This is a genomic window from Actinoplanes ianthinogenes (genome assembly GCF_018324205.1).
Taxonomy (GTDB): Bacteria; Actinomycetota; Actinomycetes; order Mycobacteriales; family Micromonosporaceae; genus Actinoplanes; species Actinoplanes ianthinogenes.
This window is the reverse complement of record NZ_AP023356.1, coordinates 8,344,691-8,366,907: the sequence shown is the minus strand read 5'-3', so window position 1 is coordinate 8,366,907 and position 22,217 is coordinate 8,344,691. Positions and strand designations below refer to the sequence as shown.

Sequence of the window (22,217 nt, the reverse complement as noted above, 5' to 3'; positions counted from 1 at the left end):
CCGCCGGCTACCTCGCCAGGGCGCGGGCGTGCAGCGTGGTGACCGCCTTGCGGGCGGCCAGGATGGCGCCGTGCTGCCAGGCGTCCATGTTGCTCAGCCAGTCCCCGGCGAACAGCACCCGGCCGGCCGGCTCGACCAGCGGCTTGAAGATCGGTGACTGCGGCGAGTTGCCGGCGAAGCTGTGCCAGGCGGCCTCCAGGTGCGGGACCTCGCGCCAGGCGATGGAGAACGACGAGTCCAGCTCGGTACGGTACTTCGCGCCGTAGATGCGTTCACCGAGCGCGACCGCGGTGGTCTCGCGGTCCTTCGGGGACATCGCGGAGTACCGGTCGGCGGTCGCGCCGTAGTGGTAGTAGCCGATCATGACCCCCCGGTCGCCGTGGTAGCCGTACGACGGGTGCCACACGTGCACCAGGTCCAGGTCGGTCTCGGTGATGCCGCCGTAGATCCGGTGGTCGGTCTCCCACCAGCGGGAGCGGTACTCCAGGCCGATCTTCCCGGCCGACGACGGACGGATCGCGGTGAGGGCGGCGACCACGTCGGCGCCGAGGTTGTGGGTGAGCCCGGTGAGCAGGTGCGGGGGCATGGCGGCGATCACGTAGTCGGCGGTCGTCAGGTGGGCGCAACCGGCGGCGTCGGTGTACGTGACACTGACGCCCGACGCGCTCTGGGTCAGCGACGTGGCACGGCAGCCGAGCTTGATCTTCTGCGGGCCGATCGCCCGGGTGAGCGCCCGCGGCAACCGGTCCATGCCGCCGACCGGCTGGAACATCAGCATCGCCTGGTCGAACTCGAACTCGAAGGAGAAGTGCCGGCCGACGCCGGAGGCGAACACCGCGGAGGCGGACGGCACGTCGCCGAGGATCTCGCCGGGCGCCCCGGACTCGCCCGGCCAGGCGGTGAAGCCGCGCCGGCTGGAGCCGGTGTACTCCAGGGTCTCGCCCAGGTCGCCGAAGTCGGTGAGGAACTCCATCAGGCGTTCCCTGTCCTCGGCGGTCAACTCGGCGTCCAGGGCGCCCTGGTCGGTGGCCTTGGCGAGCAACTCGCTGACATATCCGAAGGTGTCGGCCTTGGCGGTGCGGTAGCGCATCGGCTGCCCGGCCGGCATCGAGCTGTGGTAGATGTACGCGTCGGCGTTGCTGTTGGTGAACACTTCGATCGGCACGCCCAGTTCGCGGCAGTAGTCGAGGGTGACCATCCACTGGGCGATCCGAGCCGGGCCGGCGTTCATGTACTGGCCCTTGCTGAACCGGGCGCGCTGAGCGAACCCGTGCAGGTCGGTCAGTGTGTCGCCGCCGCGGACGGTGAAGTTGCGGCCGCCGGTGCGGTCGCGCGGCTCCAGGACGGTCACCCGGTAGCCGGCCTTGCCCAGCTCGTAGGCGCTGACCAGGCCGGCGATGCCGCCACCGAGGACGATCACCGTGCCGGGCCGGCGGCCGGTGAGGTGGAAGTCGGAGGCCTTCGGCGGATCGAACGGGGGTGGGGCGGCGGACGCCGGCGCCAGGCCCAGCGCACCCATGGTCGCGAACATCGTGCCGGCGCCGCCGGTGACCCCGACCGCGCGCAGGAAGCTGCGGCGGCTCAGCTGGGCGATGGACTGCTCGGGCATGTGGCGACCCTCCCTGAACCTCGACACTCGCGGATTCTGGAAAGATATCGTTACCTATCAATTCCATTCGCGTGGCGCGGTCGTTTCGTGCCCGTCGCGTCCGGCTCGGCGGAGGGGCCGCTCCATCACCCGGCCCGCAGAACCGGCCTCCTAGCCGAGGTCTGCCAACTCGCTGAGTTTCACCCAGTGATAACTCAGTTTGTTCAGGTGAATGATGAGCTGCTCCAGGCGCTCGTAAGCCAGAGTGGGAACAGGAATTCTGCCGCCTCGGTGGTGCTCCACTCAGGCACGGTCCAGAAATACTCCCCTTTTTCCCAGGACAGATGGTCGTTCGGGTCACCGAAGCTCTCCAGGAACTCGGCTGTCATCCGGTCCATCTCGTTAGCCAGGATCTCTGGAATCGCAACCCAGCCAGTCGCGCTGCCGTCGTGATAAACGTAAGGGATCGGAGTGGAGAGCTGCTCGATCCTGCCCCGGGCACCGGCCGGGACGATGATGAACGATATGTCTGACTGCTCGAACACCAAACCTCCCATTACTCGCCACTCCCTCTCCCATTCGAACTCATAGTGCCCAGGCGTCACACGATCAATGAACGGAGTCAACTTCCAGATCTCGTCCGCCGAGTCGATCCCACCCTTCATCGCCTGACCAATCATCCTGCTGATGGCTTCCCTAGAAGGTGCGTCCGGATCGAGATACCAGACCCTCGCGCCACCTTCGGTGCGGATGAAAGTTCGGGTGAAGGCCAGACCGTACCGGCCGTGTCGCTTCATGAGCCGATGCAACTGGTCCACGGGGATCTCACTGAGACAGATGGACTTCTGATTTCGCAGCCGACTCTCCAGATTTGCAGCCGATCCGAACGCCTTTCCTCCGGGACGAATCATCCCGTCTCGGAGGATGGAAAGGAGACTTTCCTCGCTCTCGGTGAAGTGAACCAGATAATCCGACATGTCTCGCCACTTCGGATCGAGTCCATAGCCGAGCAGATGCTCTGGCACTCCCTCGCCGCCCTGGGTCACCTGGTCTCCATTCTCACTCCGTCGAAAACTTCTCGGACGATCGCCCCGCTGGGCGGGGGATGTCCGCGCGTCGCACCACAATGGCGGACCGGCGGGAGGCGGATCGTCTGCGGCGGGTGGGTGTCAGGGCACCGAGGGGAGCCCGCTGCGGCACAGGTCCAGGGCGTCGTACGCGCCCCGCAGGGCCGTGACCACGCTGGGCGCGGGCCGGATGTGCACTTCGGGCAGATCCTGGTCGGCCGAGCCGGGCGCGATCGGATAGGCGATCTGCTCGCGGTCGAGGCGGAACTCGGCGTAGTGGCCGGGCTGGTTGCCGCGCGGGTCCTGGCGATGCCAGCCTCCGTCGAGATGAACAGCGACCAGGCCGTGCAGGAACGGCTCGCCGTCACCGCCCAGCCGCTGGTAGCAGAGCCCGGCCGGTACGCCACCGGCCCTGGTCACCGCCGCCAGGAGGTGCGCCTGGGCATAACAGAGCCCAACCCCGGCGCTGAGCACCTCGCTCGCGGTGAGCGTCACCCGCGGATCCTGCACGTCGACCGAGTGCTGGATCCGGTCCCGGACCCACTCGAACGCGGCCCGGGCGAACTCCCCGTCGTCCGGATGCGCCGCCCGCAACTCGGCTGCCAGCGCCCGGACCGCCGGATGGCCGGTCTGGACGATGTCGTCGCCGCCCAGGTAGGCGGCCGGATCCTCCGCGGTCAGGCGGATCGGCCCGCTCATCGGCGTGCCATCCGCCGGTAGAAGCCGGGTGGCACGGCGGTGTCCTCCTCCAGGGCGTCATCGGGGCGGTCCGCCCAGCGGAACCAGGCGCGGTCGCAGCGCGGGCACCAGGCCGGCGTGCGGCAGACCCGCTTCTGGTCCTCCGCGCGGAGACAGAGCAGGAACCCGAGCATGCGCAACTCGCCGTCGCAGCCGGGACATCTCTCGTCGGTCACCGCCCTATCCTCCCGCGGCCAGCGCCCGGATCGCGGACAGGGAGGGGGCGAACAGGTAGGCGCCGCCGCGCGGGATCACGTAGTCGGCCATCGTGGACACCTCGCCGCCGAGCAGACGGGCGCGGCGGGGTGCGCCCGGACGGGTACGCCCGATCAGCAGGTCGACACCGTTGTCCAAGCCCTGCCGGGGGCGTTCCGGCTGGTTCGCCCAGCGCTGGGCGAGCAGCTCGAACTGCTGTGTCAGGTCGGTCTGGTAGCAGAGGAACAGCAGACCGCGTTCCGCGCTGTTGCCCGGTGCGGCCGGGTCGCCGTGGTCGTACGCCGGGCCGTACGCGATCCCCCGCCGCAGGATGCCGAAGGTGAGCGTGGCCGCCGGGCCGCCCTTGCCGACCAGGGCCGACCACTTCGCCAGCCCGGCGGGGCCGAGGTCACGCACACCACCCGGGGTGTCCAGCAGCCGTTCCGTGTCCACCTCGCAACGATGGATCATCGGCCGCCGTCCGGGTGTCCATTGTCGGCACGCCGACAGCGGCGCATTGACCACCGCAAATGCAGCGCCATAGGCTGCTGATCGTTTCGAGTCATCTCCCGCCAAGCGAACGGGGACACGGTGCGACTTCTGAAACCCTCGGCCCTGGCAGTCCTCCTGGTGGCTGCCCTGACCCCGCAAGTCGCCGGCACCCCGGCGACCGCGGGCGCCCCTTGCAGCAGCGACCCTGCCGCCCACCTCGGTGACGTGCCCAGCCCGGAGCAGTTCCTCGGCTTCCCGCTCGGCATCGGCCAGCAGCGGGTGGTCACCAACACCGAGATCCGCGACTACCTGAGCGCCGTCGACAAATCGTCGAACCGGGTCACCTCCGGCACGATGGGCAGCAGCGTCCTCGGCCAGCCGCTGAACTACGCGGTGGTCTCCGGCAAGCGGGTCACCCAGCGCACCCTCGACGACATCCGCGACCTGCGCGACCCGCGGCGTACCGGCGCCACGCAGGCCCGCCGCACCGCAGCCGGCGAACCGGCGATCGTCTGGATCGCCGGGAACGTGCACGGCGGCGAGACCAGCGGCGCGGACGCCTCGCTCAAGACCCTCTACGAGCTGGCCGCCGGGCTGTCCTGCGCGGTCAAGGACCGCAACGACAACCTGATCACGGTGATCCTGCCGACCCAGAACCCGGACGGCCGGGACGCAGCGCGGCGGCAGAACGAGTACGGCTTCGACCTGAACCGGGACTGGTTCGCCCGCACCCAGCCGGAGACCGACAGCAAGATCGACCTGCTCCGGGAGTACCCGCCGCAGGTCTTCATCGACGCGCACGAGATGGGCGGCCGGCAGTACTTCTTCCCGCCGAACGCGGATCCGATCCACCACGAGATCGCGAGCGCGCCGGTCGACTGGATCAACCGGATCGGCGCGGCGAACAAGGCCGGCTTCGGCTACAACGGGGCCTGCACCGACACGGTCACCACCGAGTGCTACTTCAACTACGACACCTATGACCTGTTCTACATGGGGTACGGCGACACCGTTCCGGCGACCGGATTCGGGGCGGCCGGCATGACGTACGAAAAGGGCAGTGCCTCGGCCGTGCAGGACCGCGTGCAGCAGCAATTCAACACGCAGTGGGCGACGCTCGGCTGGGCCGCGGCCAACAAGCGCGAGGTGTTGACCAGCTACTACAAGATCTGGACGGACGCGCTTGCCGAGGGCCGGGCCGGCACCCTCGAACCCAACGAGGTGGTGCAGCCGGAGAACACGGTCCAGTTCCCGGTGCCGGACATCAAGATCAAGTCCTACTTCCTGCTGCCGGACCGCCAGCTCGGCGACGTCCGCCGCCTGGTCGAGCGGTTGCGCGGCATGGACGTCGAGATCTACAAGATCAAAAAGCCGCTTACGGTACGCGACGCGCACCTGTTCGGCGGCCGCACCGCGAAGAACGTCACCGTCCCGGCCGGCGCCTACTGGATCCCGATGGAGCAGCCCCAGAAACACTGGATCCAGGCCACCCTCGGCGAGGACCCGTACGTCCCGTTCCCGTATTTCTACGACGTCTCCTCGTGGAGCAACCCGCTGCTGATGGGCATCGACACCCTCTACACCGGCGACCGGGTCAGGCCCCGCGCCGACCTGGTCGAGCGGATCGAGGGCGGCACCGCAGGCCACGCGCCCCGCACCGGCTCCTACAGCTACCCGCTCGACTCCGCCTCCGCCGCGCACCTGACCTTCCGCCTGCTCGGCCAGGGCGCCGCCCCGCTCCGCGACGGCACCCTGGTCCGGGTGCCGGCCGCCGCCGTCTCCCGCGACGCCGACCGGCTCGCCCGATCCCTCGGCGTCACGCTGACGCCGAGCCGCAAACCCGCCACCGGCACCGCGCTCGTGCTGCCGGACGTCGGCCTGTTCCGCGGCGCCGGCATCTCCACCACCTCCGGCTCCTACGGCGAGGCCCGCTACCTGCTCGGCAGCCGGTGGGGTCTCGACCTCAAGCCGGTGACCAGCGCCGACATCAACGACAACACCCCGGCGTTCACCGGGCGCAGCGTGCTGCTGGTCCCGGACGGCAGCAACCCGACCGGCGGGCTCACCGCGGCCGGCCAGGCCAACCTGCGGGCCTGGATCGCCCAGGGACACACCTACCTGGGGCTGCGCAACGAGGGCACCCGGCTGGCCCGGGCCGCCGGCCTCACCTCGACCACCGAGAAGGCGAAGCCGGACGACTACCTGGTGATCGGCTCGCACCTGCGGGTCGACGTGGACCACAGCAGCCCGGTCGGGGCCGGCCGCCCGGCCGAGGACTTCGCGTTCAACAACGACGACCCGATCCTCACCCCGAGCAGCACCGGCGTGAACGTGCTGACGTACCCGAGCGGCGACACGTTCTGGTACAACGGCTACACCGTCGGGTCGGACCTGCTCAAGGGCACGGCCGTGGTGGTGGACGAGCCGACCGGCGCCGGGCGCGCGGTGCTGTTCGCCTTCAACCCGCTGTTCCGGGGATATGAGGAGAGCGGCCAGCAGTTGGTGGCCAACGCGCTGCTCGCCCCGGCCGGCACCCCGTCCGCGCTGCGCGCCGCGAGCCCGGCCCCGGCCCGGGCGGCGGCCGCCGGCCAGGCGGCACCGGCCAACCTGGGCGGCGAGTGGCGCCCTAGCCGGATCCAGGTCGCCGCCGGTGACCTGGCTCGCGCCCAGGCCGTGGTGCGGCGGTACACCAGCACCGCGACGGCCTCGGTGATCGGCGGCTCCGGATACCTCACCATCCCCAACCCGGACGGCCTCCAGCCGGACGAGCACCCGTTCCTGCGCGACCTGGTGACCGACCTGAAGGCGGCCGGCATCCCGCTCCGCGCGGTCGCCGGCTGACCGCGCCGCTCGGTGATGCCGGCCCCGGCCGGCATCACCGAGGGCACCGGCCCGGCCGCAGCCCTCGGCTGTCCCACAGGTGACAGAGCTCCGGCCGAGCCGGTGCCAAGCTGGGGCTCTCGCCTTTGCTCAGGGCCAGGAGTCCGCGATGGCCGTTCCACCGTCCACGTTCAGCCGGTTCTCCGCGTCCACGCAGCGGGCGCTGCGGTGGGCGGGCGCCGCCGCCGCGTGCCGGGAGAGCGGGCCGATCGGCCCGGACGGTCCGGCGATGAACCCGTTCGACCTGCTGGTCGGCCTGCTGCTGGCGCACCCGGACGCGGCGGGCGAGGCGTTCGTGGTGCTCGACCACTTCGGGCTGACGGCGCGTGACGTGCTGCCGCCGAACTATCCGGCTCTCGCTCCGGACCAGTTGCAGCACCAGGCCGCGAAGCTGGTCGGCCCGCCCCACCTGTCCCCGTCCGTCGAACTCGTCGTCGGCCGGCTGCCGGCCTCGTCCGCCGGGCCGGTTCCGCTGTACCTCCTGCTCGGCGCGCTGCTCGGCGCGGACACCGAGCTGACCACGCCGCTGAGGGTCGCCTTGGCCGCGGCCGGCGACAGCCTCGACGCGGTGCGCGACTCCTACGAGCGGTGGCTCCGGTCCGAGGCGGACAAGGCGCCCCGGGCCGGTGACTCGCTGCGCGACTGGTTGCGCCGCGCGAACCCGCGGCAGCCGGTGGACCTGCCGGCCTATGCCTCCGACCGGATCGACGCGGGTCACGACCTGATCGGGATCGCCGCCGAGGCGGACGCCTTCGCCTACCTGCTGGCCTCCCGGGACCTGACGCCACCGCTGGCGATCGGCCTGTTCGGCGACTGGGGCAGCGGCAAGAGCTTCCTGATGCAGGCGGTCAAGGATCGGATCAACCAGCTCGGCGACCTGGTCGGGGAGACCGGGCAGCAGGAGGCGCCGGTCTGGAAGCAGATCCGGCAGATCGAGTTCAACGCCTGGGAGTACGTGCAGGGCGACCTCTGGGCCGGCCTGCTGGAACACATCTTCGGCGAACTCGGCACCCCGGACATGCCGACCAACCTGGTGGACACCGCACGCCGGCCGCTGGAGGCCGAGCTGCGGGCCGAGCGGACCCGCGGCGACCGGTCCACCGAGCAGCTCGAAGCGAGCCGGGCCGAGGTCGAGACCGCGACGCTGGAGCTGGCCTACGCCGAGAACGAGGCCCGGGACGCCCGGGACGCCGCGCCCGCCCGGACCGAGGAACTGCTCGCCGACCAGGGCCGGCGGGCGCTGCGCGAGGCGTTCGGCGCGACCTGGGCGCAACGCCGGCTCGACGTCGTCGGCCACGACGGGGCGGCCCTGCTGGACGCGGTGGGCGAGGCCAAGACCCTGCTGCGCAAACCGATCGGGCCGTACTGGCAGAAGCGGTCGCGGATCGTGCTGCTCAGCCTCGGCGCGGCGCTCATCCCGCTGGTCGCGTGGCTGCTGACCGTCCTGGACGTGCCGCCGCTGGTCTCCCTGCTCGGTGGACTGGCAGCGGTCGTGCCGGTGGCGACCAGCGCCATCCGCGGCGCCACCGGCTGGGCGCAGCGGGTGATCACCGACCTGGAGGCGGCCGAGACGGCGGTCCGCGACGACGTCGCCCGGGAGGTCGCGGAGAAGGAGCAGACCGCCGAGCAGGCCGCCCGCAAGCTCGAGGACGCCGAGGAACGCCTGGCCGCCGCGCAGACCGCCCGGGACGCCGTGCTCCAGCGCGCCACCTCGCTGCTGCGGCGGATCGAGGAGCTGACCCCGGACCGGGTCTTCGTCGAGTTCGCCGACGAGCGCAGCTCCGACTACCGCCGGCGGCTGGGCCTGCTCTCCCGGGTCCGGCAGGACCTGCTGGAGATCCAGGAGCAGCTGCGGGCCAACAACAACGACCTGCTCGCCGGCAAGGGCAACACCGTCCTGCCCAACCGGATCGTGCTCTACGTCGACGACCTGGACCGCTGCCCGCCGGACAAGGTGGTCGAGGTGCTGGAGGCGGTGCACCTGCTGCTGGCGTTCGAGATGTTCGTCGTGGTGGTGGCGGTGGACACCCGGTGGCTGAGCGCGGCGCTGACCGATCAGCTCCCCGCCCTGACCGAGACCGGTCAGGACGACGACCGGCACCCGGCGCCCCGGCACTACCTGGAGAAGATCTTCCAACTGCCGTACTGGGTGCAGCCGCTCACCCCCGAGGCCCGGATGCAGCTGGTCCGCGGGCTGCTCGCGGCCAGCCTGCGCAGCCGCGCCGACGCGGGGCCGGACCCGTCCGGCGGCTCCGACCTGCACGTCGGGGAGCACGAGCGGGAGGTGCTGAAGCTGATGCTCGGGAAGCGCTCGTCCACCCTGCGGATCGAGACCAGCCAGCTCACCCTCACGCTGCCGGACCTGGAGTTCATCGAGTCGCTGGCGCCGCTCGCCGGGGACACCCCGCGCCAGGTCAAACGCTTCGTCAACACCTGCCAGCTGCTGCTGGCGATGCGCCCGCCGCTGAAGCCGGCCGAGGCGTTCCCGCCGGAGCGGCACGTCGTCTGCCTGCTCGCCGCGATCAACGCCGGCCCGTCCTCGGTGGCCGACCTCGTCTTCGCCCGGGCGGCGGCGCACTCGGCGACGACGCTGGGCGCCACCGCCGACGAGCCGGCGGGCAGGGCCGCGGCGGCCTGGGGACCGCTGCGCGACTGGCTCGGCCACCACCAGCCGTGGCGGGACCTGCCGATCGAGAAGCTGTCGGTCCGGCTGGAGATGGTCCGGCGGCTGCGCTTCGAGCAACCCGGCCGCATCTGATCGGCGACCATAAATGGCTGGCAGCGTCCGGCCCGGCTGCCTAGCGTCACCGCCATGGCTTACCAGCATCCGCTGCAATACCTGCTCGGCCTGGAGGGAGTCGCGCTGCTCCGGGTCTTCGGCGGGGACTTCGACCGGGAGTTCGCCGAGGCCCGGGTCGCGGAGATCCGCCGGCTGCTCGCCGAGCCCGCCCTCGGCGCGGCCGGGACCGACGCCCCGCCGGTGGACACGGTGGACGGGTACCGGGTCTGGTCACGGACCTACGACGAGCCGGGCAACGGGCTGTTCCCGCCGGAGGAGGCCTTCGTGCACGGCATCGTCGGCACCCTGCCGCCGGGGATCGCGGTGGACGTGGCCTGCGGCACCGGGCGGCACACCGCGTACCTGGCCTCGCTCGGGCACCGGGTGACCGGCGTCGACAGCTCGCCGGAGATGCTCGCGCTGGCCCGCGCCAAGGTGCCGCAGGCCGAGTTCCACCAGGCCGACCTCCACGATCTGCCGCTCCCCGGCGACCATGCCGACCTGGTCACCTGCGCGCTCGCGCTGGCGCACCTGCCGGATCTGAAGGCGCCGTTCGCCGAGTTCGCCCGGATCCTGCGGCCCGGCGGGCACCTGCTGGTGACCGACATTCATCATGAGCTGGCGGCGCTCAGCGCACCGGTCCGGGTCCGCTCCGGGGACGGCGAGCCGGGGCTCATCCGCACCTATCGGCACCGGCCGACCGACTACCTGCGCGCCGCGCTGCCGCTCGGCCTGCGGGTGCGGGCCGGCGAGGAGTCCCGCTGGGCGGACGGCGGCGACGAGCCCGGCCCGATGCCGGACACCATCGAGACCGGCGCCTGGGATCATTGGCCCTGGTCGCTGCTGGGCATCACGCCGGCCGCCACCGCGGCGGCGTTCGGCGGCACACCCACGGTCATGCTCTGGCACTTCCAGAAGGCCGATTGAGGCACGGTCCGCTTCGGCTCCGGTCCGCCAGTTTCGGGTACGTGTGAGTCCCGCTCGCCGGCAAGGCGGGCGGGACTCGTCGCCGGGCGGGGACGACGGCCACCCTTTCGGTACGGCGTGCCGGCTCACGGCGTACCGAAAGAGCGGCGAGCCGAACCGAAAGCGAGCCTGACGCGGGCCCGCGGTCCGGGGATGATCAGGCGCGGGCGCCGATCGCCACGGCCCGCAGCAGGAAGCCGGGGCTGGTCAGCGCGCTCGGGTGGGCGAGCATCGTGGTGACCTCGCCGAGCCGCAGGTTGACCGCGCGGTCGCGCATCGATGCCTTGAAGATCAGGCCGCTGATCCGCTGGATCAGCTTGTAGCCGCGCGGGTAGGGGCCGTCGACGTGCGGCAGCGCCAGGTCGGCCATCGTGGAGACCTGCCAGGCGGCGTCAACGACGACCTTGACGTCGGCGAAGTAGGAGAGCGCCGGCTGGTCGAGGGCCGGGTTGCCGCGCAGATACTCGGAGAGGCAGGAGGCGTGCAGCATGGCCGAGGTCATCCCCTGGCCGTAGACCGGGTTGAACGAGGCCACCGCGTCGCCGGCGGCGACCAGCCGGGACGGGAAGCGCCGCAGCAGGTGGAAGTCGCGGCGCCGGCTGTCCGCCTGGTGGTACGTGATCACCTCACCGGCCGCCTCGGACTGCGTCGCCACCTGGCCGAACTCGGCCGGGAAGTCCCGGACGCAGCGCTCCCGGTACTCGTCGGCGTCGCGGCCCGGCTTGTCGTCGGCATAACCGGAGACCAGCATCGTCCAACGGTCCCCCTCGATCGGGGTGAAGCCGCCGATCCGGGCGACCTTGCCCGGTCCCGGGTTGGCGATCGAGATGCACGTCCAGACCGGCGCGTCGGCCGGGCGCCGGAACAGCTTGGTGGCGTAGTTGAGCTTGATCCCCATCCGCTGCATCGGCGGGCGCGGGAAGCCGTCGGCCTCCAGCCAGTCGCTGAGCCGGCTGGACCGGCCGGTCGCGTCGACCACGAAGTCGGCGTCCTGCTCGGCGCCCTCGAAGCGGACGCCGGTCACCACGCCGTTCTCGATCCGCAGGCCCTCGGCCCGGCCCTGGACGGCGCGGACGTTGGGCAGGGCGAGCACGCGGTTGCGGATCAGCGCCTCCAGGAACGGGCGGCTGGAGATCAGCGCCTGGGCGGCCGGCCCGGTCGGCGGGTCCTCGCGCAGCTCACCGTCCATGTAGAACCGGTTGGTGCCGAGCGGCGGGTCGACCGCGCCGGCGTCCAGGGCCTGCCGGCCGAACCCGGGGAAGAACCGCTCCAGCTGCCGCTGCCCGGACGGCAGCAGCGCGTGCACCTGGCTGCCCTGCGGCACGCCGGGGCGCGGGCCGACCGCGCCGATCGGGTCGGCGGCGATCTCCGCGTCGGACCTGGTGATCGCGGCCAGGTCGTCGCGCTCGACGATGATCACCTCGTCGGCGTGATCGCTGAGCACCCGGGCGGCCATCAGGCCGGCGACGCTGCCGCCGAGCACGACGGCAGTACGGAAGATCACCGAGGTGCCGGTGGGCGGCTCGGACGTGGTGATCGCGGCGAAACGGCTGGCGGCAGACATGGATCTCCCCGTGGCAGTAAGGAATGATCACAATAACCGCCGAGATCGAAAAATGGAGCTACGTCGACGGGTTCCGGCGCACGATCGCGGTGTTCAGCGCCGTCGCGAACAGGCACCACGCCACGTACGGCGCGAGCGCCGCACCGGCCAGCCGGTCGATGCGCCCCGCTTGCCGCCAGAGGACCACGTTGGCCGCGTTCAGGGCGAGGATCTCGGCGAGCGCGAGCCTGGGCCGCTTCGCCCCGAAGAACAGCAGGGTCCAGGCCGCGTTGAGACCCAGATCAACACCATACGTCCAGCCGAACGCCCGCCGGCCGGCCGCGTCCGGGCTGCGATCGAGGGCCCTGGCCCCGGCCACCGCGATCAGCGCGTACAGCGGGGTCCACACCGCCGGGAACGCGGCCGGCGGCGGCTGCCAGGACGGCTTGCGCAGCGTGCGGTACCACGCGGACTTCGGGTCGGTGGCCAGCGATCCGGCCCCCGCCGCCGCGACCACCGCGGCGGTCGTCTTCACCCAGGTGGGAATGGTCATGCCCGATGCCTTACCCGCGCCGCCCGGGTTTACCCGGACCGCTGCCGGGCACGCATTCCCCTGTCCGACAACGCCGACAAGGGAGGCAGCATGCCTACGTCCATCACCGGTAAGCGGGTCGCGTTCCTGGCCACCGACGGCGTGGAGGAAGTGGAGTACACCGAGCCGCGCAAGGCGGTGGAGAACGCCGGCGGCACCGCCGAGCTGATCTCGATCAAGGACGGCCAGATCCAGGCCGTCAACCACCTGGACAAGGCCGGGACGTACCCGGTGGACCGGCTGGTCACGGACGCCCGGGTGACCGAGTACGACGCGCTGGTGCTGCCGGGCGGCGTCGCCAACCCGGACTTCCTGCGCGCCGACCCGGCCGCCGTCCGGTTCGTCGGTGACTTCGTCGCCACCGGCAAGCCGGTCGCCGCGATCTGCCACGGCCCGTGGACCCTGGTCGAGGCGGGCGTGGTCGGCGGGCGCACGCTGACCAGCTGGCCGAGCCTGCGCACCGACGTCACCAACGCCGGCGCCACCTGGGTCGACGAACCGGTCCACGTCGACGGCGCGCTGGTCACCAGCCGCAAGCCGGACGACCTGCCGGCCTTCTGCGACCAGCTCCTGGCCCAGGTCGCCGCCTGACGGCCGGTCTCCCGGCCACGCGCGGCCGGTCCCCCGGTCACGCGCGGCCGGGTCCGGTCAGGCCAGCTGGTCGAGGCGGTCGATCGCGGCGGCGACCTGCTCGGTCAGGGCGGTGAGCGTGGCCGCCTGCTCGGCGGTCATCTCCTGAGCCCGGGCCGTGGTGACGTCGATGTCGCCGATCGCCGCGCTCATCGCGGACATGATCTCGACGACCGCGCCGACGTGCTCGTTGAGCTCGTCCAGGGTCGTGGTGATCGTCTCGGTGGACTCGGCCGTGGTCGACGCGAGCGACTTGACCTCGTTGGCGACCACCGCGAAGCCCTTGCCCGCCTCGCCGGCCCGCGCGGCCTCGATGGTCGCGTTGAGGGCCAGCAGGTTGGTCTGCTTGGCGATGCCGCCGATGAACCGGGCCACCTCGTCCACCCGGCGCAGACTCTCGTGCAACGTGCCGACCGCCTCGGCGGCCGAGTCGTTGCCGGCCGTCAGCCGTCCCGCGGCGGTCCGGACGTCGGCCACCTGGCCCTCGATCCGGGCCGCGGCGGCGCTGACCGTGCCGGCCCGCTCCGACACCTCGGTCAGCTGGCCGCTGACCGCCGTCGACGTCCGGGTGACCAGTTCCTGCGCGGACTCCTGGGCCCGCCGCTGGGCGGCGGACTGCTCCTCGTGCGCCGCTTGCAGCTCCCGCTGCCGCTGCTCCTGCTCGGTGCGGATCAGCTCGTCGTTGGCGCTGATCGTGTCGAGCATGCCGTCGATCGCCCGGCCGAGCGCCGCGATGTCGTCGGTGCCCTGCGCGCCGATGCGCAGCTGGTGGTCGCCGGACGCGATGATCTGCTCGGTGGTCTCGCGCAGCGGGCGGACCCGGGTGCGCAGCGCCCGGCGGGTCGACCAGCGCAGCAGGGCGACCAGCAGCACGGTGGCGACCGCCATCAGGCCGAACAGCCGCTTCGCGGTGCTGCTCGCGGCCTGGTAGATCGGACGCGGCTGGACCGCCTCCAGGGTGAGCGTGCCCCCGCCGACGGTCGGCATGGTCGCGTCGAGGGCCATGCTGTCGGCGCCCAGCACCGCGGTCCGCACCTCGATCTTCCCGATCACGCTGTCCAGCGACGCCTGCGCCACCGCACCCGGGCGGGCCGCGGCGACGGTGGTGACGTTCAGGCCGATGTCCTTGCCGAGCCGGCCGAGGCGTTCCGGGGACAACTGCTTGAGCAGGATGAACCCGCCGGACGGGCGGCCCTCGCCGGTGCTCGGGAAGGCGCCGAGCCCGCAGTACAGGTAGGCCTGACCTGCGTCGAGCAGGCCGCACCGGGCGGTGCCGGGCTCGGCGTCCGGGTCGTACAGGCTCTTGAGCAGGGCGGGATCGCCCAGCTCGGCGGGCAGCGCGCCGAACGTGGCGTCGGCCGTGGTGAGGCCGCCGACGCGCAGCCTGCCGTCCGGGCCGATGCCGAGCACGCCGTCCAGGTCGTTGGCATCGTGCTGGGTGTCCGGCGGGAAGTCGAGGGTGAAGGCGTCCCGGTCGGCCTTCGCGATGTCGTGATACGTGTTGTCCCAGATGCTGTTCGTCACGCCGAACGCGGTCAGCAGCCGGGCCTGCCCGTCCAGCCCGATCCGGATCCGGTCGGCGTCCTGACCGACCTGCCGCGCCTCCAGGTCACCGAAGGCGCCGGTGGCCACCTGCCGCAGCAGCAGGAAGCCCAGGACGCACGCGGTCAACGCGCCGAGGATCGGCCACAGCCGTCGTACCTCCAGTCTCATGCTGGTTCCATCGGCGGTGCGCGGAAACGTCTGAGTGATCGTGGTGTGGCGTAGCGAACGTTTCCGGCGATAGTGGGTGCTGTGACAGAAGCGTTGACCGCGGCGGCGCGGCTCGGGCCCTACTTCGCGTGGACGCCGTGGGACGGCTCGGCCCGGTGGCGGCCGTTCCGCGAGTTGCTGGACCCGCGGGTGGTGGCGGAGCGGGTCGAGCTGGGCCGGGACACGCTGGCGCGGATGTCCGGGCTCGACCGGGGGGCGATCGGCGAGCGGGCGGTCGCCTCGATCACGTTCCTCGGGCTGGCGTCCCGGCTGCTGTCCCCGCTGCTCGGCGCCGCGACGATCGGCGGCGCGATTCCCCGGGCGGATCCCGGGCAGCTGTGGTGGCAGCCGGTGACGGGTGGCCCGCTGCCGATCGCCTACCGGGACCTGACCGCCGAGCCGTGCGCCGGCTGGGAGCCGCGCCGGATCGCCGAAGCCGGGCTGTTGGACCTGGTCGAGCCGCTGCTCACGGTCTTCCGGGAGCGCTACTCGCTGTCCCCGCAGGTGCTCTGGGGCAACGTGGCCTCCGCCCTCGGTGGCGCGGCCGGCATGATCGCGGACGCGCCGTCACCCGCGACCGGGATGATCGCCGACGGACAGCCGTCCCCCGCGGCCCGCAGCGCCGCGATCGTCGAGGCCGCGCTGGACCTGGCGCCGCTGCGACGCTCGGCGGACCTGGTCCGGCCGGATCCCCGCCGCGACCGCTGGTTCCTGGTCCGCCGCAACTGCTGCCTCTATTACCGCATCCCGGGCGGCGGCACCTGCGGCGACTGCGTCCTGACCCCGGAAGCCGAGCGGCACCGGACCTGGCGGGCCGTCCTGAGCCGCTGACGCGGCTTCACGATGACGGTGCCGCCCGGCCGGTCGAGCTCCCGCCGCTCGCGCATGTCATGAGGCCGGCTCCGCGATGCCCGGCCGGGCGAATCCGGCCAGCTCCGCACCCGACTCCACGCTCGGCTCGGTGACCAGCAGCGTCGCGGCACGGGTCAGGAAATCGGTGAGGTAGTCGGCTGCGAAGTGGGCATCGTGGGCGGCCTGGTCCGCGTAGCGCTCGACGACGATGAAGCGGTCGTCCGGCCGGCGGAGCACCGAGTATCCGATGGCGCCGGGCTCGGTGCGGGTGTGCCGTTCGAGCACCCGCAGGGCGGCCTCCACCTCGTCGGCATGCTCGGGCTTGGCGTGCAGGGTCGCGATGACAACGATCATGGCCTAAGCATCGGCGGCGCCGCTGGTGCTCGGATAGTAGAAATGGGACACGGGCCCGCCGAGCATCCTGGCCGGCGGCTGGCCGGTGAAGTGGTGGAACTCCTTGATGAAGTGGCTCTGGTCGAAGTAACCGGCCGCGAGCGCGACCGGCAGACAGCTCGCCCGCACCGGGTTGAGCAGCGCCCGGATCGACCGCTGGAATCGGGCCAGCCGCTGGAACTCCTTCGGCGGCACACCCACCGTGGCGAGGAAGCCACGCCGCAGGTGCCGCACGCTCAGCCCGAGGTCAGGTCCCAGCCGGTTCACCCGCACGCTCGCCGCGTCGTAGTACGTGCGACGCACCGCCACCTCGACAAGCCGATCCGCCCCGGACCGGCCCATCAGCGGCGTGAGCAGCGCCTCGACGGTCCTGGCCCGGACGTCGAGCGGGTCAGCCGGCCGAATCTCGCCGGCCAGCCGGCGGCCGGCCACGCCGAACACGTCGACAGCCGCCACCGCGTCGTCCATCACCGCCGCGACCGGAACCGACGTGAAGTGCGGCAGCGCGCCGGCGCGGAACCGGACGGCGGTGAACCGCACCGGGCCGGCGGCGCTCAGCCGCCACCGGGACCGGCGCATGCACAGCAGGTGCGCGGCCGGCAGCTCACGCGTGCCGGACGAGGTGCACGCCACCATCGGAGCGCCGTGCTGGACGACCAGCTCCGCGCCCGTGCCCGGCAGCAGGACCGGCAGCTCGTCCGGTGTCCCCTCCCACGACCAGACCCGGTCGACGTAGGGCGCGAGGACGGGGCTCGGCCGGATCCAGTCACTGCGCACCTCCGCAACGGTATCGCCCCCGGCTGCCGCAAGGTCAGCATCGAGGGTGGTGACCGGGGGCGGTCAGGGCGGGGTGATCCGGGAGAGTTCCAGCATCGCGGACATCTCGGCACGGCCGGGGCCGCCGGCGGCGACCCAGGCGGTGATGTCGTCCAGGACCAGGTCGTCGAGGACCAGGCCGAACCAGACCGGGCGGGCGCCGCGCCGCCGGGCCTCCGGGGCGGGCTGCACGACCAGCACGTTCGACTGGGAGCAGGCGTCGAGGCAGAGGCTGGTCCGCACCTGATGCGCCGGGGCCAGCGCGGCGCGCAGCCGTTCCAGCTGCCGGTCATGGTCGACGGCCGGATGTTTGCTCAGGCTGCCGCAGCAACAGTCCCGGCAGACCGTGACCATGCACCCGTCCCGCTCCTCGTCACGCACAGTTGATCACCCTACGGTGGAGGGATGCGGGGATGGCGGCCGGTTGCGGTGTCCGGGGCGGTGTTCGGGGTCAACGCGATCTTCCTGATCGCCGGGCCCTCCGGCGGATCGCTTGCCGCGTGGCCGTGGGGCTGGCTGTTGCAGCTGGTCAGCGCCGGGGCGCTGGCATGGAAGGACCGGCATCCGCGCACCGCGCTCGCGGTGACCGGGTCGGCCGCGCTGCTCTACTACCCGCTCGGCTTCCCGGACGCGCCGCTGGCCGCCGGGTTCGTGATCGCGCTGTACACCGTCGCGCGGGACGGGCGGCGCTGGCTCGCGATCGGTGACGTGCTGGTGCTGCTGGCCGGGTTTCCGCTGATGGCGCTGCTGGTGCACGGGCGGGACCGGGCGTTCGAGCTGGACACCGCGATCGGGCAGGCGGCGATCCTGGTGGCGACGGTGACGGCCGGGGAGATCAGCCGGGCGCGGCGGGAGCGGGCCGAGGCGCTCGCCCGGGACCGGGCCGCGCAGGAGCGGCTGCGGATCGCCCGGGAGCTGCACGACGTGATGGCGCACCAGATCTCGCTGATCAGCGTGCAGGCGGGGGCGGCGCTGCATCGGCGGGACCCGGAGACCGCGTTCGAGGCCCTGGAACACATCCGGGTGGCGAGCAAGGAGGCGCTGCGCGAGTTTCGTACCGTGCTGGGCATGCTGCGGACCGAAAGCGAAAGCATGCCGCGGACCGAGAGCGAAGGCATGCCGCGGACCGAAAGCGAACGCATGCCGCCGGCCGGAAGCGCTTCGGATGCCTCGCTGGCCCGCCTGCCCGACCTGCTGGCCGGGGTCCGCGCGACCGGCGTCTCGGTGCGGCTGACCGGCGAGCCGCCCGCCGGCCTGCCCGCGGAGGTCGACGCCGCCGCGTTCCGGATCGTGCAGGAGTCGCTGAGCAACGTGCTCCGGCACGCCGGCGCCACCGCCGTCGAGATCGTCATCGACGACACGAAGGAGCGGCTCACGCTGCGGATCGACGACGACGGCGCCGGTTCGCCGGGCGCTCCGGGCAACGGCATCACCGGCATGCGGGAGCGGGCGGCCGCGCTGGGCGGGCAGGTCGAGGCGGGCTGTGGTGCGGATGGCGGATTCAGCGTACGAGTGGAGCTGCCGAAATGATCCGTGTCCTGCTGGCCGACGACCAGCGCCTGGTCCGGGCCGGATTCCGGTCGATCCTCGGCGGCGAGCCGGACATCCGGGTGGTCGCCGAGGCCGCCGACGGCGCGGAGGCGGTCCGCCTGGCCCGGCAGGAGCGCCCGGACGTGGTGTTCATGGACGTCCGGATGCCGGTGCTCGACGGCCTGGAGGCGACCCGCCGGATCGTCGCCGACCCGGCCCTGAGCGACGTCCGGATCGTCATCCTCACCACCTACGAGCTCGACGAGTACGTGTACGGCGCGATCCGCGGCGGCGCCAGCGGCTTCCTGCTCAAGGACGCCGAGCCGGCCGAGCTGATCACCTGTGTACGGGTGGTGGCCCGCGGCGACGCGCTGCTCGCCCCGTCGGTGACCCGCAAGCTGATCGCCGACGTGGCGTCCCGGGTCCGGCGGCCCGCGCCGGCCCCGGCGGACGCCGGCCTCACCACCCGCGAGGCGGAGATCGCCGACCTGGTCGCGGCCGGGCTGTCCAACGAGGAGATCGCCGCCCGGCTCACCATCTCGCACGCGACCGCGAAGACCCACGTGAGCCGGGTGCTGGGCAAACTCGGACTGCGTGACCGCGCGCAGCTGGTGATCTGGGCCTACGAGGCGGGCCGGGTTCAGCCGGGATGGCTCAGGTGAGGCGCGACTGACGTCCCCGGCGCGACGATCACGAACTGGCCCATCATGCCGCGGTCCTCGTGCCGCAGGATGTGGCAGTGGTACATGTACGGCCACCCCGGGTCGGTGTGCCGGCCGAACCGCACCGCGAGCCGCGCCGTCGCGTGCTTCGGCAGGAAGACGGTGTCCTTCGGCCCGGCCTGGTACGCGGGCGGCGGCGCCCCGTTCACGTCGAGGATCCGGAACGCCACCTCGTGGATGTGGAAGTTGTGCGCGAACGTGGTGTTGTCGATCTCCCAGATCTCCAGCGCGCCGGCCGGCACCACCTCGTCGATCCGGTTCATGTCCATGTCCCGGTCGTTGATCTCGGAGCCGCTGAGCGTGAACCTGCGCACCCGGCTCCCGGCCGGCGGCGCCGTCGTGGCCGTGCCGCCGAGCGTCGCCGGCACCGCCGCCGACCTGGTCAGCTCCGGCCCGGCGACGATCTTGAGGAGGGTGAAGTCGTCCTCCTCGATGTCGTTGGCGGTCTGCCGGGGCTCGCCCACGCTGTTCATGATCACGGTCTCGCCGGCCCGGAACGCGACCACGATCTCGCACCGCTCGCCCGGGCTGATCTTCACGCGGTCCACCGGGACCGGCTTCTCCAGGAGCCCGCTGTCGGTCGCCACCGCCTGGAACGTCCGGCCGTCGGCGAAGCCGACGCGATAGACGCGGGCGTTCGAGGCGTTCAGGAGGCGGAAGCGCACCAGCGAGGAGCCGACTTCGAGGTACGGATCGAACGTCCCGTTGACCAGAACGGTGTCGCCGATCAGCCCGTAGGTGCCGCCCAGCACGTTCGTGTCGAACTGCCCGTCGCCCTCGAACGTCCGGTCCTGGATGATCAGCGGCACGTCGTCGACGCCGTACCGGCTGGGCAGTTCCGGACCGGCCGGGTCGTCGATCAGGAACAGCCCGGCCACCCCGCGGTAGACGTGCAGGGCGGTGCGCTCGTGCGGGTGCGGGTGGTACCAGGAGGTCATCGCGCCCTGCTCGATCGTCCACTCCGGGATCCAGGTGGCGCCCGGCTCGATCATCTGGTGCGGGCCGCCGTCCATCCGGGCCGGCAGCCGCATGCCGTGCCAGTGCAGGGTGCTGGCCTCCGGGAGGAGGTTGGTCACCGCGACCCGGACGTGCTCGCCACGCCGGGCGCGGATGGTCGGGCCGAGGTAGGCGCCGTTCACGCCCCAGGTGTCGGTGGTCTTGCCGGGCAGGAACGCCGAGTGCCCGTCGGCGCGCAGCGTCAGGTCGAACTCGCGGGCGCCGTCCCTGCCGGGCCTCGGCTCGGCGAGCGGCGGGATGCGCAGGCGGTTGGCGAACGAGGCGGCCGGGGCCGACTCGGTGCAGCCGCCGAGGGCGGACAGGGCGGCCAGGGTGAGCAGGGTTCGTCTCTTCACGCCAACCAGGCTGCGGTGCCCGGGCACGGCTCGGATCGGTGCTTTCCCCGGAGATCCGGTCCCGGGTTTCAGCAGGTCAGCGGGGTGCTGCCGGACGTGGTCTACGCCGGGGGACGCAGTCGCGGCGGCCGTCTGCAACCTCGGTCGCACGGCGGGATCGGGGTTCTGCCCTATGGTCGGGGGATGGTGCCGGGCAGGTTCGGGGCGGATCGGGTGTGGGGCGAGCGGGCGGCTCGGCCGCTGCGGCTGCTCGCCGGGAGCGGGGCGCGGGCCACCGCCTCCGAGATCGCCGCGCTGCGGGCGGGACTGAACCGGCGGGACGAACCGGCGGCGGCTCTCGTCCGGGCGGTCCGGGACTCGGCCCGGTTGAGCGTGCGGGATCTGCTTCGGCTGGTCGCGGCGGGGCCGGCTGAGGGCGTACCGGAAGCGGTGGCGACCTTTGTCGAAGCGGTCCGGAAGCGGCCCGCCTGGGTCGACGACGACCTGCTGGCGCGGGGTGCCGAAGCCTGCCGGGCTTTCGGCATGGACGCCGGGCTGGTGCTCGCCTACGGTTCGCTGCTCGGCGGTTATCGGACCGGCGCGGCATTGGAGCCGCTGGTCCGCACCGGCCGGCTGACCGGCGGCGAGACCCTGCGGCGCATCAAGGAGACGTCGCACTGGTGGCGCGCGGTGACCGAGCCCGGCGGATTGGCGCCGGGCGGCGCCGGATTCCTTGCCACCTTGCAGGTACGCGTGATGCACGCCCTGGTCAACGCCCGGTTGGAAGCGGACCCGACCTGGGATCACGCGTTCCGCGGACTGCCGATCAATCAATACGACCAGGCGAGCACCCTCGGTGTCTTCTCCACGAGTTTCCTGCTGCACCTGCGGCTGCTCGGCGTGCGCGTCGCGAAGGCGGACGCGGCCGCGGTGATGCATCTCTGGTGCTATGTCGGGTGGCTGCTCGGTGTCGACGAGGACTGGCTGCCGTTCACCGAGAAGCAGGGGCGCCGGCAGCTCTACCATTTCCTCTCCTTCGACCCGCCGCCCGACCGGAACAGCGTCGGCCTGGCCCGGGCCCTGATCGCGATGTCGGACGAGTTCGCCCACGGCTGGCGGCGCGTCTACGAACGGGAGCGCGCGCTGTCGGTGAGCACCTGGCTGCTCGGCCGCGCGGCGATGCGGGACCTCGGTCTGCCCCGCCGTCCGCCGTGGTACGGATTGGCGCGCGTCACCGCGAATCTGCTGATCAGTCACGGTCTCGGGCGGCTCCCCGGCGGCCGGCGGCTGCTGCTGGCCCGGGGTGAGCGGCAGGCGCGGGCCCAGTTCGCGCGCTGGGGCTGAGGTCCGC

20 protein-coding genes are annotated in these 22,217 nt (G+C 72.3%); 8 read left to right on the top strand and 12 right to left on the bottom strand.

The genetic code is table 11. The features are described from left to right. Window positions 1-7: 7 nt before the first annotated feature. The 5 genes from Aiant_RS37670 to Aiant_RS37650 form a co-directional block, all read right to left on the bottom strand. Window positions 8-1,609 (bottom strand): flavin monoamine oxidase family protein, encoded by a 1,602-nt coding sequence (locus tag Aiant_RS37670; RefSeq protein WP_212846639.1) that lies wholly within the window; start codon window positions 1,607-1,609, stop codon window positions 8-10. Window positions 1,610-1,812: 203 nt separating this feature from the next. Continuing rightward, window positions 1,813-2,634: a hypothetical protein gene (locus Aiant_RS37665; protein WP_189331492.1), complete on the bottom strand. Its 822-nt coding sequence runs from the start codon at window positions 2,632-2,634 to the stop codon at window positions 1,813-1,815. A gap of 123 nt (window positions 2,635-2,757) precedes the next feature. Next, window positions 2,758-3,354, bottom strand: a complete 597-nt coding sequence (locus Aiant_RS37660) for a transglutaminase-like domain-containing protein (RefSeq protein WP_189331493.1) — start codon at window positions 3,352-3,354, stop codon at window positions 2,758-2,760. Continuing rightward, entirely contained in the window at window positions 3,351-3,569 is a 219-nt protein-coding gene (locus tag Aiant_RS37655) for a hypothetical protein (protein WP_189331494.1), read from the bottom strand. The genes Aiant_RS37660 and Aiant_RS37655 overlap by 4 nt, the downstream gene beginning before the upstream one ends. A 4-nt stretch (window positions 3,570-3,573) precedes the next feature. Beyond that, a complete protein-coding gene (locus tag Aiant_RS37650; RefSeq protein WP_189331495.1) occupies window positions 3,574-4,041 on the bottom strand; it encodes a Dyp-type peroxidase in 468 nt (155 codons plus the stop codon). A 138-nt stretch (window positions 4,042-4,179) separates the two neighbouring features. Between Aiant_RS37650 and Aiant_RS37645 the strand changes: the two genes are divergently transcribed. The 3 genes from Aiant_RS37645 to Aiant_RS37635 all read left to right on the top strand — a co-directional run bounded on the left by Aiant_RS37645 (window position 4,180) and on the right by Aiant_RS37635 (window position 10,666). Next, the gene (locus Aiant_RS37645) at window positions 4,180-6,921 is read left to right on the top strand and encodes a M14 family zinc carboxypeptidase (RefSeq protein ID WP_189331496.1); all 2,742 of its coding nucleotides are present in this window, start codon (window positions 4,180-4,182) and stop codon (window positions 6,919-6,921) included. A gap of 148 nt (window positions 6,922-7,069) precedes the next feature. Beyond that, a complete protein-coding gene (locus Aiant_RS37640) occupies window positions 7,070-9,718 on the top strand; it encodes a P-loop NTPase fold protein (protein WP_189331497.1) in 2,649 nt (882 codons plus the stop codon). 54 nt (window positions 9,719-9,772) lie between these two features. After that, the gene (locus Aiant_RS37635) at window positions 9,773-10,666 is read left to right on the top strand and encodes a class I SAM-dependent methyltransferase (protein WP_189331498.1); all 894 of its coding nucleotides are present in this window, start codon (window positions 9,773-9,775) and stop codon (window positions 10,664-10,666) included. Between the two features lie 196 nt (window positions 10,667-10,862). On the opposite strand, the gene Aiant_RS37630 is transcribed toward Aiant_RS37635, so the two are convergent. Then, entirely contained in the window at window positions 10,863-12,269 is a 1,407-nt protein-coding gene (locus Aiant_RS37630; RefSeq protein WP_189331499.1) for an FAD-dependent oxidoreductase, read from the bottom strand. A gap of 58 nt (window positions 12,270-12,327) precedes the next feature. Beyond that, window positions 12,328-12,801, bottom strand: a complete 474-nt coding sequence (locus tag Aiant_RS37625) for a TspO/MBR family protein (RefSeq protein WP_189331500.1) — start codon at window positions 12,799-12,801, stop codon at window positions 12,328-12,330. Between the two features lie 90 nt (window positions 12,802-12,891). On the opposite strand from Aiant_RS37625, the gene Aiant_RS37620 reads away from it, so the two are divergent. After that, window positions 12,892-13,431 (top strand): type 1 glutamine amidotransferase domain-containing protein, encoded by a 540-nt coding sequence (locus Aiant_RS37620; protein ID WP_189331501.1) that lies wholly within the window; start codon window positions 12,892-12,894, stop codon window positions 13,429-13,431. 57 nt (window positions 13,432-13,488) lie between these two features. Here the strand turns inward: Aiant_RS37620 and Aiant_RS37615 are convergent, their stop codons facing one another. Further along, a complete protein-coding gene (locus tag Aiant_RS37615) occupies window positions 13,489-15,183 on the bottom strand; it encodes a methyl-accepting chemotaxis protein (protein ID WP_189331502.1) in 1,695 nt (564 codons plus the stop codon). An 81-nt stretch (window positions 15,184-15,264) separates the two neighbouring features. Here Aiant_RS37615 and Aiant_RS37610 point away from each other — a divergent pair, with 81 nt between their 5' ends. After that, entirely contained in the window at window positions 15,265-16,053 is a 789-nt protein-coding gene (locus tag Aiant_RS37610; protein WP_229830231.1) for a (2Fe-2S)-binding protein, read from the top strand. Window positions 16,054-16,110: 57 nt separating this feature from the next. Here Aiant_RS37610 and Aiant_RS37605 read toward each other — a convergent pair whose 3' ends face one another. From Aiant_RS37605 to Aiant_RS37595, 3 genes are all read right to left on the bottom strand, one after another. Further along, window positions 16,111-16,428, bottom strand: coding sequence for a putative quinol monooxygenase (locus Aiant_RS37605; RefSeq protein WP_189331504.1), 318 nt, complete (start codon window positions 16,426-16,428; stop codon window positions 16,111-16,113). A gap of 3 nt (window positions 16,429-16,431) precedes the next feature. Next, on the bottom strand, window positions 16,432-17,244 hold the full coding sequence (locus Aiant_RS37600) for a helix-turn-helix domain-containing protein (protein ID WP_189331505.1): 813 nt from the start codon (window positions 17,242-17,244) through the stop codon (window positions 16,432-16,434). Between the two features lie 63 nt (window positions 17,245-17,307). Then, complete coding sequence (locus Aiant_RS37595) at window positions 17,308-17,637, bottom strand: hypothetical protein (RefSeq protein ID WP_189331843.1); 330 nt, start codon at window positions 17,635-17,637, stop codon at window positions 17,308-17,310. Window positions 17,638-17,688: 51 nt separating this feature from the next. Here Aiant_RS37595 and Aiant_RS37590 point away from each other — a divergent pair, with 51 nt between their 5' ends. Further along, entirely contained in the window at window positions 17,689-18,813 is a 1,125-nt protein-coding gene (locus tag Aiant_RS37590; protein ID WP_189331506.1) for a sensor histidine kinase, read from the top strand. Beyond that, complete coding sequence (locus Aiant_RS37585; RefSeq protein ID WP_189331507.1) at window positions 18,810-19,475, top strand: response regulator; 666 nt, start codon at window positions 18,810-18,812, stop codon at window positions 19,473-19,475. Before Aiant_RS37590 ends, Aiant_RS37585 begins: the two co-directional genes overlap by 4 nt. Here Aiant_RS37585 and Aiant_RS37580 read toward each other — a convergent pair. Next, entirely contained in the window at window positions 19,454-20,887 is a 1,434-nt protein-coding gene (locus Aiant_RS37580) for a multicopper oxidase family protein (RefSeq protein ID WP_212846637.1), read from the bottom strand. The two genes, Aiant_RS37585 and Aiant_RS37580, sit on opposite strands and share 22 nt — an antisense overlap. 183 nt (window positions 20,888-21,070) lie before the next feature. Here Aiant_RS37580 and Aiant_RS37575 point away from each other — a divergent pair, with 183 nt between their 5' ends. After that, on the top strand, window positions 21,071-22,210 hold the full coding sequence (locus Aiant_RS37575; RefSeq protein WP_189331508.1) for an oxygenase MpaB family protein: 1,140 nt from the start codon (window positions 21,071-21,073) through the stop codon (window positions 22,208-22,210). Window positions 22,211-22,217: the final 7 nt, after the last annotated feature.